General features: G+C 65.0%; 16 protein-coding genes and 1 pseudogene. 9 read left to right on the top strand and 8 right to left on the bottom strand.

Annotated features, from left to right (window positions below; translation table 11 throughout):
- The first annotated feature begins 884 nt into the window (after positions 1-884).
- A complete protein-coding gene (locus tag AWC07_RS29350; RefSeq protein WP_279628881.1) occupies positions 885-1,010 on the top strand; it encodes a hypothetical protein in 126 nt (41 codons plus the stop codon).
- Positions 1,011-1,178: 168 nt separating this feature from the next.
- Here the strand turns inward: AWC07_RS29350 and AWC07_RS13315 are convergent, their stop codons facing one another.
- The 3 genes from AWC07_RS13315 to AWC07_RS13305 are packed head-to-tail and all read right to left on the bottom strand — an operon-like array spanning position 1,179 to position 2,501.
- The gene (locus AWC07_RS13315; protein WP_244187582.1) at positions 1,179-1,604 is read right to left on the bottom strand and encodes a type II toxin-antitoxin system VapC family toxin; all 426 of its coding nucleotides are present in this window, start codon (positions 1,602-1,604) and stop codon (positions 1,179-1,181) included.
- A complete protein-coding gene (locus tag AWC07_RS13310) occupies positions 1,573-1,803 on the bottom strand; it encodes a FitA-like ribbon-helix-helix domain-containing protein (RefSeq protein ID WP_075510669.1) in 231 nt (76 codons plus the stop codon). The genes AWC07_RS13315 and AWC07_RS13310 overlap by 32 nt, the downstream gene beginning before the upstream one ends.
- Before the next feature lie 53 nt (positions 1,804-1,856).
- Positions 1,857-2,501, bottom strand: a complete 645-nt coding sequence (locus AWC07_RS13305; RefSeq protein WP_036418002.1) for a TIGR03085 family metal-binding protein — start codon at positions 2,499-2,501, stop codon at positions 1,857-1,859.
- 234 nt (positions 2,502-2,735) lie between these two features.
- Here AWC07_RS13305 and AWC07_RS13300 point away from each other — a divergent pair, with 234 nt between their 5' ends.
- Positions 2,736-3,071 (top strand): WXG100 family type VII secretion target, encoded by a 336-nt coding sequence (locus AWC07_RS13300; protein WP_244187581.1) that lies wholly within the window; start codon positions 2,736-2,738, stop codon positions 3,069-3,071.
- Positions 3,068-3,358 carry a WXG100 family type VII secretion target gene (locus AWC07_RS13295; RefSeq protein WP_036417999.1) on the top strand — a complete coding sequence of 97 codons (291 nt, stop codon included), beginning with the start codon at positions 3,068-3,070 and terminating at the stop codon, positions 3,356-3,358. The genes AWC07_RS13300 and AWC07_RS13295 overlap by 4 nt, the downstream gene beginning before the upstream one ends.
- Positions 3,359-3,541: 183 nt before the next feature.
- On the opposite strand, the gene AWC07_RS13290 is transcribed toward AWC07_RS13295, so the two are convergent.
- From AWC07_RS13290 to AWC07_RS13280, 4 genes and pseudogenes are all read right to left on the bottom strand, one after another.
- A complete protein-coding gene (locus tag AWC07_RS13290) occupies positions 3,542-3,772 on the bottom strand; it encodes a DUF4926 domain-containing protein (RefSeq protein ID WP_036417997.1) in 231 nt (76 codons plus the stop codon).
- Between the two features lie 13 nt (positions 3,773-3,785).
- Positions 3,786-3,983, bottom strand: a pseudogene (locus AWC07_RS29815) (hypothetical protein); the annotation flags it as partial.
- A gap of 17 nt (positions 3,984-4,000) precedes the next feature.
- Positions 4,001-4,693: a hypothetical protein gene (locus tag AWC07_RS13285; protein ID WP_051508209.1), complete on the bottom strand. Its 693-nt coding sequence runs from the start codon at positions 4,691-4,693 to the stop codon at positions 4,001-4,003.
- A gap of 80 nt (positions 4,694-4,773) precedes the next feature.
- Positions 4,774-5,133, bottom strand: coding sequence for a hypothetical protein (locus tag AWC07_RS13280; protein ID WP_051508208.1), 360 nt, complete (start codon positions 5,131-5,133; stop codon positions 4,774-4,776).
- 510 nt (positions 5,134-5,643) lie between these two features.
- On the opposite strand from AWC07_RS13280, the gene AWC07_RS13275 reads away from it, so the two are divergent.
- The 3 genes from AWC07_RS13275 to AWC07_RS13265 are packed head-to-tail and all read left to right on the top strand — an operon-like array spanning position 5,644 to position 8,786.
- On the top strand, positions 5,644-7,314 hold the full coding sequence (locus AWC07_RS13275; protein WP_036418008.1) for a nitrite/sulfite reductase: 1,671 nt from the start codon (positions 5,644-5,646) through the stop codon (positions 7,312-7,314).
- A gap of 30 nt (positions 7,315-7,344) precedes the next feature.
- Positions 7,345-8,073, top strand: a complete 729-nt coding sequence (locus AWC07_RS13270; RefSeq protein WP_036417995.1) for a phosphoadenylyl-sulfate reductase — start codon at positions 7,345-7,347, stop codon at positions 8,071-8,073.
- Positions 8,070-8,786, top strand: a complete 717-nt coding sequence (locus AWC07_RS13265) for a sirohydrochlorin chelatase (RefSeq protein ID WP_036417993.1) — start codon at positions 8,070-8,072, stop codon at positions 8,784-8,786. Before AWC07_RS13270 ends, AWC07_RS13265 begins: the two co-directional genes overlap by 4 nt.
- Before the next feature lie 22 nt (positions 8,787-8,808).
- On the opposite strand, the gene AWC07_RS13260 is transcribed toward AWC07_RS13265, so the two are convergent.
- Positions 8,809-9,744 (bottom strand): LysR family transcriptional regulator, encoded by a 936-nt coding sequence (locus AWC07_RS13260; RefSeq protein WP_036417992.1) that lies wholly within the window; start codon positions 9,742-9,744, stop codon positions 8,809-8,811.
- A 100-nt stretch (positions 9,745-9,844) separates the two neighbouring features.
- On the opposite strand from AWC07_RS13260, the gene AWC07_RS13255 reads away from it, so the two are divergent.
- From AWC07_RS13255 to AWC07_RS13245, 3 genes are all read left to right on the top strand, one after another.
- Positions 9,845-11,224, top strand: a complete 1,380-nt coding sequence (locus tag AWC07_RS13255; RefSeq protein WP_244187580.1) for an FAD-dependent oxidoreductase — start codon at positions 9,845-9,847, stop codon at positions 11,222-11,224.
- A complete protein-coding gene (gene fdxA / locus AWC07_RS13250; RefSeq protein ID WP_036417990.1) occupies positions 11,224-11,550 on the top strand; it encodes a ferredoxin in 327 nt (108 codons plus the stop codon). The genes AWC07_RS13255 and fdxA overlap by 1 nt, the downstream gene beginning before the upstream one ends.
- 112 nt (positions 11,551-11,662) lie before the next feature.
- Positions 11,663-12,883, top strand: a complete 1,221-nt coding sequence (locus AWC07_RS13245) for an alpha/beta hydrolase family protein (RefSeq protein ID WP_036417988.1) — start codon at positions 11,663-11,665, stop codon at positions 12,881-12,883.
- Positions 12,884-13,062 lie beyond the last annotated feature (179 nt).

Raw genomic sequence — 13,062 nt, 5'->3', positions numbered from 1 at the left:
AGGCTTCCGTCGTGGCCCGCACCATAGCCACCGTCGGCGCCGCAACGAAAGGGCCTGGGACAGTGCTGATGCCGAGCCGTTTGCTGTCGGGGCGATGCCGGTCTTGGCCACATCGGTCACTCACGTCACCCGAGGTCGAGGTGCCCTATGCTTGTCAGCGACAAATTCGTTGCGCCGCTTGCCTTGTCGCTGAGAGCGTCGCGGGGCTGCGCTCCGGTGTGGGGAGATGGAAATCGCGTGCCGGTGCGGTTGGGTCGGCGGCTGACGGCTGGCGGCTGGCGGCTGGCGGCTGGCGGCGCCGAGTGTGCGCTGACGGCGCCGAGTGTGCGCTGGCGGCGCCGAGTGTGCGCTGACGGCGCCGAGTGTGCGCTGACGGCGCCGAGTGTGCGCTGACGGCGCCGAGTGTGCGCTGGCGGCGCCGAGTGTGCCGTCAGGGAGGGCAGATCGTGGATGTTGCCGCCCTACACGCACGCTCAAAGCCGGCAGCGCACACTCGATACGGCGGCATGACAGTCGACCCGGTGAGCACGTGAGCCTTCTCCGTCCTCCCCGAACACCTGCCATAGCAGGCCTTTTGAGCAAAGGGCCGAGCAGGCCCCGACGTGGCGAAAACAGACGCCAAGCTATGCGTGCGCAGCCAAGCTGCAATCGCCGGCATCGATGACCGGCAGCAGTGTGGCCTCGGGAAGGCACTTGAACGCCGAGTAGCTGCCGTTCGTGGTGAGCGAGTCGGCACACTAGAAGCTTCCTGGAAGCCGTTGTCAGCAGACCGAATCGCGTCGGCCGGCTATCTACCGCCTCACAACGACCCTCGAAGCACCGCCAGGTCAGCATTGCCGAGCGCCGACACCAGCGGGCAGCCCACTCACCAACTACTGGTCACCATGAGTTTCCGAGTGAAGCTGGCCAAATTGCGCGCCGCTCGACCCAAAGACTCCTGTTACCAACGTGACTGCCGCAGCGAGGACTCCGGTGAGCGTGGCGACGAGATCAACACGGTCCCAGGGTGATCCCACCGGCACACTGGCCGCTCTGGACGCACCCACTCGCCCAAGCCGGAATCACCTGCGTCACAAGGCGTGTGGGTGTGCAACCAGTAATCGGGGGCTCGGCGTGCCACCATCGATTGTCGTGGCGGGTCTGGTCTCAAGCAGACCAGCGATATCCCGCGGCGGCTGTCAGCAGTCGCCGATTTCGCCGACAACCTCGATCACGCAACGGGTGCCCGAAGCACCGGAAAGGTGTGCATCTGCGGTGACGAGTACGACGTCGAGAGCCTCGGCCAGCGCAACGTAGGCGGCATCGTAGGTCGTCAGGACATGCCGCAATTCCCACATCCGGTGGAGCAATGGCTGATGTGAGGACCGACGCAGCGGCAGATCGGTCAGGTCCGCCACCGCGCTCGCAGCCCTTCGAGCCGGCATCCGTTTTGCCGCGACATGGCGGCGCCACACCGAGACCACCTCGAGGTCGATGACTTCCGGAGCAACCAACGTCTCGTGCGCCAAACGTTCCCGCGCGAGCCGGCCCTCCGACCCGTCGTCGCCCAGCGCTACGGCCAGTACGCTCGCATCAACGACGATCACGATCAGCCCGAACGTCATCGACGGCGGCTCTGAAAGACACGCGGCCGCCGCGACGTGTGGTGATGCGGTCGAACACCTCATCCAGCGTGGGTTGATTCGCGTCGGCGATGAGCCGACTTCGGAGGTATTCCTGTAGGGATTGATGTGCGCGTGCGGCTCGCTCGCGCAGAACTCGGTGGGTGTCCTCCGGAACGTCCTTGATCTGCACACTGGGCATGGCGCCATTTTGGCGCTCCAAGCGCCAAACCGCAAGTACGACGGGTGTCCGACTCACATACCGAAGTGCGTGCGCTGCAACGCCGCAACGGCCTCCGGCGGTCCACAAACGTCGACCTGCGCCGCCGCTTGGCGCCCGAACACGTACAACAGCAGCTCCCCCGGAGGGCCGCTGAGCCGTGCGGCAGGATCGCCCGAGCGCACCCGAACCACCTCGGCAGCGCCGGCCCACTCGACCTCCAGCCCGCAACCGCACAGCCGCCGACTGAGATACCGCGCGCCGCGGCGGACATTTCGCCACAAGGCGGCATCCATTTCCGGCGTGAGGCTCCGGGGTTCGCGGCCATTGGCTCTGCGAACGTCCTCGTGATGAACGAAGAACTCGTTGAGGTTCGCCAGGTCGCGGACCCACTTGAAGCGGAAGAACCCGGCGGGCGGGCCGGACCGGATCCGCATGACGAGCCACGAGAAGTCTTTGGACTCGGCTAATCCCGCCCGGCGCCGCTCGGCGAATCGCTGGAACGGACCAGGCAGCACAATGCATACGCCGGCCGCCAGATCGCGCTCGCGCAACACGATGTGGGCGGCCAGATCGTGAGCGGTCCAGCCCTCGAGCAAGGTGGGAACGGCGGGGCCCAGTTCGTCGAAAAGGTCGCAAAGTTCCAGACGCTCCTGCATGTCCAACGACACATCGGCCATACCGCCGCAGTCTACGAGCGATGCCCGACGAGTAGCCCACCGCTCACGAAGTCCAACATCGACGCTGCCGCGAGGCGGACAGCGTATACCGCCCTCCACCCGGCTATTACCGCCACAAGCCCCATCGCCCGCCCACCGGCCCCGGGACGCAATTCACGGTTGGTTGACCTTGGATCACCTGGAAGGAATGGGCGACTTGTATGAAACGCCCGATTTCGCTTGGATGGTGCCAAAGTGACCGATAGGGGTTTCGTGGCTGGTGAGCTGACCATGAGGCTGGAAGCGATGGCATCAGCCGCGCAAATTCTTTCGAATCAAAATGATGATCTGAAAGCGGAATTAGACAGTATCACCGATGATTGGCGCGCATTGTCATCGTCCTGGCGTGGTATTGCGGCATCGGCCTTCCAGCCGCCTTGGGAAGAGTGGCACCAGGGTGCAACAGCCGTCGCGGCCATCTTGTCTGAGCACTCGCAGCGGTTGCTACGTTCGCTGGACCTCATGCTCGACCACGAGACCATCGCGGCAAAAGCGTTCGAGGCGCTGACCGCAGCGGACCCATCATTATGATCCGCCGGTACACGGTCGACTTAGAGGCGCTATTGCATTTCGCCGATCGGCTGGCCAAGTTCAATTCGCAAGCCGAACAGATTGCGACGGCCGTAGACCAATGCGTAGCTGAGCTCCATGGCACCTGGCAGGGTCAGGGCGCCGAGGCCGAACGTGAATATCACCAGAAGTGGGTAACAGCCGACCAGCAGATGCGCGAAGGGCTTTCCACGCTGCGGAAAAATGCTGAACTAGCGCATCGCAACTACACGGCTGTGGCACAGCATAATACGGCAATGTGGCCCTGACCCGTGCGAAACGGCTCATTCGCTCTCCGCCGATGACTGCACCTCGTCGTCAACCTCGGCGCTCTCGCCGTACCCGGGATGCAGTTATGGCGAAGGAGGCCGCGCGAGCGGAATCGAATATCTTGAGCAGCCACCAGAACTAAGGCAGGAGAACACAAAACTGAGCCGAGTCGGGGCGGACGGCTACTTATCCGGATCTGGACGCCAGACGACCTCCAGGTCCTCTTCGCGGACTGTGACCAAGGCTTGGGTGATACCGTCGGCGTCTGAGAATTCCACTTCATAAGCAGGGGGCAGGTCGCCATGCGAATACTTCGTATAGTCCAACACGACCGCCCCTCTTGAACCGGCCGGAAGGTTGTACTCCAACAGTGGCCGCCGCAATTGGACTACATCGTGTTCTTCGGGTTTCATGTCCGTCGTTCTCTCATCTACTGGCAGGAATCGCTGTCACCAAACGCACGACTCCGTCATTGCCGCGTATCCATGCAAATGTTACGTCAATAATCTTTCCATTCGTTCCCGTGATTGAGATTACTTGATTATATTTTATGCCATATTGTGTCACACCCGTTTGTACAGCTTTGCTATCGTCAAAGGCGATCTGCCTGGCAAGGTCGGATTCATTCTGGCGGGTGAAACCTAACGCCTGCTCGAACCATTTCGCCTTGGGGCCCCCACCGGGTGGTCTGGATTAAGTAAGTACCTGTCGAGCTTGTCAGTGACACTTTCATGTGAAAGCCTGGCGGCCCCCGCCTCGTCGATTGCGGCAGCACCACCAGGGCTCGCCGTCTCGGCTGCGAAGACCCTCGCGCGCGCGGCGAGAAGTGGTCCCAGCTCGGATATCGACCGAGCGGCAGCACCGATCGCATTTACGGTAGGCAGGGCCGACAGCTCGACTGCCGCTCGGAAAGCCCGGATGATTTCGGCGATGCGAGCCCCGGTGGCCGCCAGCCTACTGACATCGACCACCTTCGACACCGCTTCGCTGGCTCCAGCGGTGAAAGGAATCAGCACGGCTGCAACAACTTCGGTGACCGCGACGGTGGCGCCCAGCACTTCCATCTCGTGAATGATGTTGTGGTGGGCATCATCGATGGCCGATGCATAGTCGTCACAACATTTGGCCGCAATGTCGCAGCTTTCAGCCGCGGAGTTGATCGCGTCTCGCGCAAGGTTGCAATTGGCGATGGCGGCCGGTATCTCGGGTGACTTCTGGTTCGTCAGATATGGGATTGCGCTGTATGCGAGGAAGGCCGCTGCCCGAAGACCCGCGGTGGCGCTGCGCCAGGCATGCGCGGCACTGTGCAGCTGTCCTGGTGACCATTGGGCCATAGTTCGCCTTGCACGTATGCCTGGATGGTATGCCACCACGCACATCGTCGTGTCCTCCTTCGGCCGAAGGGATTTCGGGCTCAAAGAAGATAGGGACTCTCTCTCGGGCGGAACGGCTGGGGCCCCTGATGATTAAGCGCGGATTGCTGGTCAGCATTTTCGTGGTTGACCGCAGTCACGTACAGCAGGTCCGTGACCTGTCCGGCAGCAATGACAGCCGCAGAAGCGCACTCGATGACACCGGTGGCACCGTCGCACCCACCGCACAACAGGTCGTACTTGGAGGCCCAAGCGTGCGCGCCGTTGTCGGTACCGGCCATCCCGGCTGAGCCTTGCAGCACGCCGGCCAACCGGGTGAATGCTGCAGCCGCTTCGTCGTGAACTTGACGCCACGCGGCGGCAGCCTGCTTAATCACCTGCGGGTCAACGTCTTGTGTCATGGCTTATTCGGTGTTCAGCTCGAACACATCGCTATGGTCACGGTGCACCGCATCAACGGCCGAATGTCCCAGGCGCGGTTCAGTGATAGCGGATATCGCTGGCAGGTCGCTGCCAATCTGCTGGGAAATAACTTACGACTGGCGCCACCGAATCCCGATCGCAACACCTTACTTTACTTACGTTTCCGATGGCAGGGCGCGAATCACACTAGCAGACAGCATGATCGAGCCGCACATCCCGGCCAAGGCTCGCGGCGCTCACAACCAAACGATGTGACCTCACAACATGAAGGTCCCTACCGGCACCACGGCCAACAGCGCAACATCGATGCCATGACCCGTGGGTCCGGCGAAGTATCTTCGGATACCTCCCGCTGACCAACATCATCGTTGATGTCGCAGGCCGGCCCGATGGCCGCCCACCGTCGACGCCCGCCGGAAGGGACAACCGCCAAAGCGCCGCGCGCAACGGCGATCCGGGTCGCCAATGTTCGCGAAGGAGTATGCCACATGACCACAGCAGCCCGTCCCGCCAAGACTCGTAACGAAGGTCAGTGGGCACTCGGACAGCGTGAGCCGCTCAACGACGCGGAACAGTTCAAGCAGGAGGACGCGCCGCTGAATGTCCGCGACCGAATTCTGAATGTCTATGCCAAACAGGGTTTCGACAGCATCGAGAAGTCCGACCTGCGTGGCCGCTTCCGTTGGATGGGCCTCTACACCCAACGTGAACAGGGTTACGACGGCACCTGGACCGGTGAGGAAAACACCGACACCATCGAGGCCAAATATTTCATGATGCGGGTGCGCTCCGATGGCAAGCCGATGTCAGCCGCCACCGTGCGTGCCCTGGGCCAAATCTCGACCGACTTCGCCCGTGACACCGCCGACATCGGCGACCGGGAGAACGTCCAATTCCATTGGATCCGAATCGAAGACGTCCCCGAGATCTGGGACCGGCTGGCGTCCGTCGGGCTGACCACCACCGAGGCCTGCGGCGACTGCCCGCGCGCCATCCACGGTTCTCCGCTGGCCGGCGACTCGGTCGACGAAATCCTCGACCCCTCACCGGCGATCGACGAAATCCTGCGGCGCTTCATGAACAACCCCGAGTACGCCAATCTGCCGCGTAAGTACAAGAGCGCGATCTCGGGCCTGCAGGACGTCTCCCACGAAACCCACGACGTCGCCTTCATCGGCGTCAACCATCCCGAGCACGGCCCGGGGATGGACCTGTGGGTAGGCGGCGGCCTGTCGACCAACCCGATGCTGGCCCAACGAGTCGGCGTGTGGGTTCCGCTCGACGAGGTGCCCGACGTCTGGGAAGCGGTCACCAAGCTGTTCCGTGACTACGGCTACCGGCGGCTGCGCGCCAAGGCCCGGCTGAAGTTCCTGGTCAAGGACTGGGGTGTGGCCAAATTCCGCGAGGTCCTGGAAACCGAGTATCTGCAACGGCAGTTGATCGACGGCCCGGCCCCGGAGCCGGTCAAGCACCCGATCGACCACGTCGGGGTGCAGCGGCTCAAGAACGGGCTCAACGCCGTCGGGGTGGCCCCCATCGCCGGCCGGGTATCGGGAACCATCCTGTGCAAGGTGGCCGACCTCATGGAAAAGGTCGGTTCGGAACGCGCCCGGTTCACCCCTTATCAGAAACTTGTCATCCTCGACGTCGCCGACGACAAGGTCGACGAACTGGTCGCCGGTCTGGATGCCATCGGTCTGCCGTCGCGGCCGTCGGCGTGGCGCAAGAACATGATGGCCTGCACCGGTATCGAGTTCTGCAAGCTGTCGTTCGCCGAAACGCGGGTCAGGGCACAGTCTTTGGTGCCCGAGCTGGAAAGCCGTCTGGCCGACATCAACACGAATCTGGACGTGCCGATCACCATCAACGTCAACGGGTGCCCCAACTCGTGCGCCCGAATTCAGGTCGCCGACATCGGATTCAAGGGCCAAATGGTCGACGACGGGGACGGCAAACCGGTCGAGGGGTTCCAGGTCCACCTCGGCGGCGGCCTCGGCGAAGACAGCGGATTCGGCCGGAAACTGCGCCAGCACAAGGTCACCAGCGACGAACTGGGCGACTACATCGACCGGGTGGTCCGCAACTTCGTCACGCAACGCCACGACGGCGAACGGTTCGCAACCTGGGCGCTGCGGGCCGAGGAGGCCGACCTTCGATAAGTCCACCCGAAACGAGCGGAGGACGACGAGATGAGTTATACCGAGGCGCAGCTACGTGAATTGGCTGCCCGTGGTGCCGACGAGCTGGACGGTGCCAGCGCCACCGACCTGTTGCGCTGGACCGACGCCCACTTCGGCGGCGTCAACGGCCCCCGGGGCTGGGCCACCTGCAACTACGTGGTCGCCTCCAACATGCAAGAAGCCGTGTTGGTCGACCTGGCCTCCAAAGTGCGCCCGGGCGTGCCGGTGATCTTCCTCGACACCGGCTACCACTTCGCCGAGACCCTGGGCACCCGGGATGCCGTCGAATCCGTCTATGACATCCGGGTTCTCAACGTCACCCCCGAACACGCGGTGGCCGAGCAGGACGAGCTGCTCGGCAAGGACCTGTTCGCCCGCAACCCCACCGAGTGCTGCCGGCTGCGCAAGGTCGTCCCCCTGACCAAGGCGCTGCGGGGGTATTCGGCCTGGGTCACCGGCATCCGCCGGGTGGAGGCGCCCACCCGCGCCAACGCCCCGCTGATCAGCTTCGACGAAGCGTTCGGACTGGTGAAGGTCAACCCGCTGGCCACCTGGACCGATGAGGACGTGGAGAGCTACATCCAGCAGAACAACGTGCTGGTCAACCCGCTCGTCGACGAGGGCTACCCGTCGATCGGCTGCGCCCCGTGCACAACCAAACCGGCCGCCGGCGCCGACCCGCGCAGTGGGCGCTGGCAGGGGCTGGCCAAGACCGAATGCGGGTTGCACGCCTCATGAGCACATTGGTCCTCACCGCGCACGGCAGCAAAGATCCGCGATCGGCGGCCAACGCCCGAGCCGTCGCCGCCGAGCTCGCCGGCATCCGGCCGGGACTCGACGTGCGGCCGGCCTTCCTTGAACTGGCCGAGCCGGCATTCGTCGACGTGCTCAGTGGATTGCCCTACGGGAGCCCTGCCGTCGTCACTCCCCTGCTGCTGGCCAGCGCCTACCACGCACGCCGCGACATCCCCAACCAGATAGCGCGTGCCGGCGCGCACGGCGTCCGCCAGGCCGACGTGCTCGGTGATGACGACCGCTTGGTATCGGTACTGCGCGAACGTCTGGCAGAACTCGACATTTCACCGCTCGACCGGGACCTGGGTGTGGTGGTGGTCGCGATCGGCTCATCGAACGCCGCGGCGAATGCACGCACCGCGCAGGTGGCCGCCGCGCTGGCCGCCGGCACCAGCTGGGCCGGAGCCACCATCGCCTTTGCCACCCGGCCGCAACCGTCGGTTCCCGACGCGATCGTACGGTTGCGGCGCCGCGGCGCCCGCCGCCTCGTCATCGCACCGTGGTTCCTGGCGCCGGGTCTCATCACCGACAAGGTGTGGAACTACGCGCGCGACAACGGCATTCGGATGGCCCAACCGCTGGGCGCGCACCGGCTGGTGGCCGAGACGCTGCTCGACCGCTACGACCAGGCGCTGGCCCACCACGCCGCCGCCTAGCGCCCACTCCTACCGCCCACTCCTACGTAGAGCGGATATGGCTGAGCAGCTCGCGGATGGCCCCAGCGGGCGGGGTGCGCCCGCCAACCCAGATGGCCCGAAACTGGCGCCGCAGGTCCAATTCGGGCACCGGGACGGCGCTCAGTCGGCCGACCGCGAGGTCGTCGGCAACGGCCAGCCGGCTCATGGCCGCCGGCCCGGCGCCAGCCAGCACCGCGGCCCGCATGGCCGCGGCGGACGACAATTCGAGCACCGGCGGCGCCTGCCGCACATCGTCGCCCAGCACCTGACGCAGCGCCATCGTCAGCGAATCGCGGATACCCGAACGGGGCTCGCGAGTAACCAACGGTGTTTGCGCGAGTTCACCGGCACTCACCGGGCGTGCTCGCCGAGTCCACTTGTGCCCGGGCGGCACCACGATCACCAGCTCGTCGTGGCCCACCACACAACTGCCCAATCCCTTTGGTGGCCCAGGGTTTTCGACAAATCCGAGATCGGCCGCGCCACCGCGAACCGCGGCGATCGCGTGCTCGCTGTTGGTAGCCGTCAAGATCACCTGGGGGGCGCTGCCGCCGCGCCGCCTGACCGCCGCATCCTGTAACGACAGCAACCAGTGCGGCATCAGTTGTTCGGCGATCGTCTGGCTGGCCACCACTTTGATCCGCTCCCGCCCCTCCTTGCGCAGGGCACCCAGACCCGCATCGACCTCGTTCGCGACGTCAAGTAAGCGCGCAGCCCACTCGGCGACGACCACGCCGGCGGGCGTGAGTTGTGAGCCACGGGTGGTCCGGGCGGCCAGCGTCACACCGACCTGAGCTTCCATCGCCGCGAGCCGTTTTGACACGGCTTGCTGGGTCAACCCCAGGTCGCGGGCGGCACCGCCGAGGCTGCCGGTCTGCGCGATCGCCAGAAAGATCTCGAACGAGGCGAGTTCGGGCATGCGGGAACTGAGCGGCATGGTTGATGAAACCACGAAAACGGCGACACAACCATTGTTTGTGACAACACAACATCGACACCTCTACCCCGGCCCGGCGGGGACGACAACCATGAGATTCATGACCCGTCCATATCACGTAGCGATTGTGGGTTCCGGTCCGTCGGGATTCTTCGCCGCGGCGTCGCTGCTGAAAGCCGCCGACGCCGGCGAAGGGCTCGAGGTTGCGGTCGACATGCTGGAAATGCTGCCCACGCCATGGGGTTTGGTGCGCTCCGGGGTGGCACCCGATCACCCCAAGATCAAATCGGTCAGCCAGCAGTTCGAGAAGACCGCCGAGGACCCCCGATTCCGGTTTTTCGGCAACGTCACGGTCGGCCGGCATGTCCAGGCCGCAGAGCTCGCCGAGCGCTACGACGCGGTGATCTACGCCGTCGGCGCCCAATCCGACCGGCCCCTGGGCATTCCCGGCGAACAGCTGCCGGGCAGCGTCGCCGCGGTCGATTTTGTCGGCTGGTACAACGCGCATCCGCACTTCGAGCAGATGTCCCCCGATCTATCGGGCAACCGCGCCGTCGTGGTGGGCAACGGCAACGTCGCGGTCGACGTCGCCCGCATCCTGGTGACCGATCCCGACGTACTTGCGGTCACCGACATCGCCGATCACGCATTGACGGCGTTGCGCGCCTGCCATGTCGAAGAAGTGGTGGTCATCGGCCGGCGCGGCCCGCTGCAGAGCGCGTTCACCACCCTGGAATTGCGCGAGCTCGGAGAACTCGAGGGCGTCGACGTTGTCGTCGATCCCACCCAGCTGGAGGGCATCAGTGACGACGACCTGGCGTCGGCCGGCAAAGTCGCCAAGCAGAACATCAAGGTGTTGCGCGACTATGCCGCCCGCGCACCCCGGTCCGGACACCGCCGGATCGTGTTGCGGTTCTTGACGTCTCCCATCGAAATCAACGGGAACGGCAAGGTGGAAAGTATCGTGCTCGGCAGCAACGAGCTGGTCAGTGACGCCGGCGGCCGAATGGTGGCCAAGGACACCGGCGCCCGGCAGGAGCTACCCACGCAGCTGGTGGTCCGATCGGTCGGCTACCGCGGTGTACCCACACCCGGGCTGCCGTTCGACACCACTAGCGCCACCATTCCCCACACCGACGGCCGGATAGAGGGCAGCCGAAACGAATACGTCGTCGGCTGGATCAAGCGCGGACCGAGCGGGGTGATCGGTACCAACAAGAAGGACGCCCAGGACACCGTCGACACCCTGCTCGCGGACCTGGCCGCCCAGTCCCGCAGCGGCGCCCTCGCCGAGGACCGCGCTGACCAACTCGCCCGGTGGCTGGCGTCGCGGCAACCCCAGCTGGTCGACGCCGCGCACTGGCAGGCGATCGACCGCTTCGAGCGGGAAGCCGGTGCCGCGCAGAACCGGCCGCGGGTCAAGGTGGCGAGCAGCTCGGAACTGCTTCGCATCGGGGGCTGTCAGGAAGGAGAACGATAGTGGCATACGTGATTGCCGAACCCTGCGTCGACATCAAGGACAAGGCCTGCATCGAGGAATGCCCCGTCGATTGCATCTACGAGGGCGCCCGGATGCTCTACATCCACCCCGACGAGTGTGTCGACTGCGGCGCTTGCGAACCGGTGTGCCCGGTGGAGTCGATCTACTACGAAGACGATCTGCCCGGCGAGTGGAGCGAGTACCAGCAGATCAACGCCGACTTCTTTGCCGAACTCGGTTCGCCCGGGGGCGCGTCGAAAGTCGGACTGACCGAGAACGACCCCGCCGCGGTCGTCGAGCTGCCTCGCAAGGCGGAAGCGACCTAAAGGCGACCTAAAGGCGACCTAGCGCGCGAGTGCATCCGAAATTCCCCTTGGGCTTAAGCTGCTCGAAGGCTGTTTGAAAAGCCAGACCGCATCGAACAGGGTGACAGACGAGATGCCGGACATCGACCAGGCAGACCAGTGCCGCGACAGCGCCAACCCGCTACTGCAGGTGCTGGGTCCATTCACCCGCGCCGGCGGCTTCTATGCCCGGTCCTGGGGCACCTATCTGGACCGGCAGCCCGACGAGCTGCCGGTGGCTCGGCCCACCATCGCGCTTGCCGCGCAAGCGTTTCGCGACGAAATCCTGCTGACCGGCTTCAGCATGCTGAGGTCGGCGCCCAGCGCCTCCTCACTGGAGCGGATTGATCGCGAAGTGCTTGCCGCACTTGACGTTTACCAGAACAACGGCAGGCTGGCCCATCCCGAGGGATTCTTCGCGGCGCCGCCGCCGCTGACCGAGGTGGTGGTCAAGCGGGTGGACAGCATGGGGCGCAGTTACCAGCGTCTCTCCTTCGACAGCGGCTATGAGCCCCACCCGGGCGAACCGGGCCGCGAGCGATGGCTGAGCTACACCGGAAACCACCGCGAGTACGCACTGATGTTGCGGCACCGCCGGCCGCGGCCGTGGCTGGTGTGTGTGCACGGTGCCGAGATGGGGCGGGCCGGTCTCGACCTGATGCTGTTTCACGCCTGGTATCTGTACCGCAACCTGGACCTCAACGTAGTGCTTCCGGTCCTGCCGCTGCACGGGCCGCGGGCACGCGGGCGGCCTTACGGCGCCGCGTTTCCCAGCGCGAATGTGCTCGACGCGGTCCACGGTGCCGCTCAGGCGGTGTGGGACATCCGGCGCCTGCTGTCCTGGATCCGCGCACAGCAGCCCGACGCGATGATCGGGCTCAACGGCATATCTCTGGGCGGTCTCATCAGCTCGTTGGTCGCCAGCCTCGACGACGGGCTCGGGTGCGCGATCCTGGGTGTCCCGGCCGTGGATCTGGTGGAGCTGGTCGGCCGCCACGCCGGCCTCAGCGGCCACCGCCGCCTCCGTCAGACGATGAGGTCGGCCCGGCCTATCGGCCGGATGATCTCGCCGCTGGCCCTGACTCCCCGTGTTCCTATGGAGGGCCGCTTCATCTATGCCGGCGTTGCCGACCGGTTGGTGCACCCCCGGGACCAGGTCAGCCGCCTCTGGGAGCACTGGGGCAAGCCGGAGATCCATTGGTACCAGGGCGGTCACACCGGTTTCTTCCGCTCCCGGCCGGTACAGCGGTTCATCGACGACGCGCTGGCGCAGTCCGGGATGGTGGACCCGGCGAGGGTACGGCCACGCCGGTAACGCGGATGCCTAGTGAATGCCGCAGCCCGAGCTCGTCGAGCGTGACACAATATTCGGCCGAGGTGTATTGGGCGCCTCGATCACTGTTAAGCCGAACTCGGCTTACTAAGCCGAGCGTTAGTAAGGCGACTTAGGCGGTGATGTAAGCGAGGTGAGGGTCGGCGAAGAATCCGCGGATC

This window comes from Mycobacterium gastri, from assembly GCF_002102175.1.
Classification (GTDB): domain Bacteria; phylum Actinomycetota; class Actinomycetes; order Mycobacteriales; family Mycobacteriaceae; genus Mycobacterium; species Mycobacterium gastri.
This window is presented reverse-complemented; position numbering and strand designations above follow the sequence as displayed.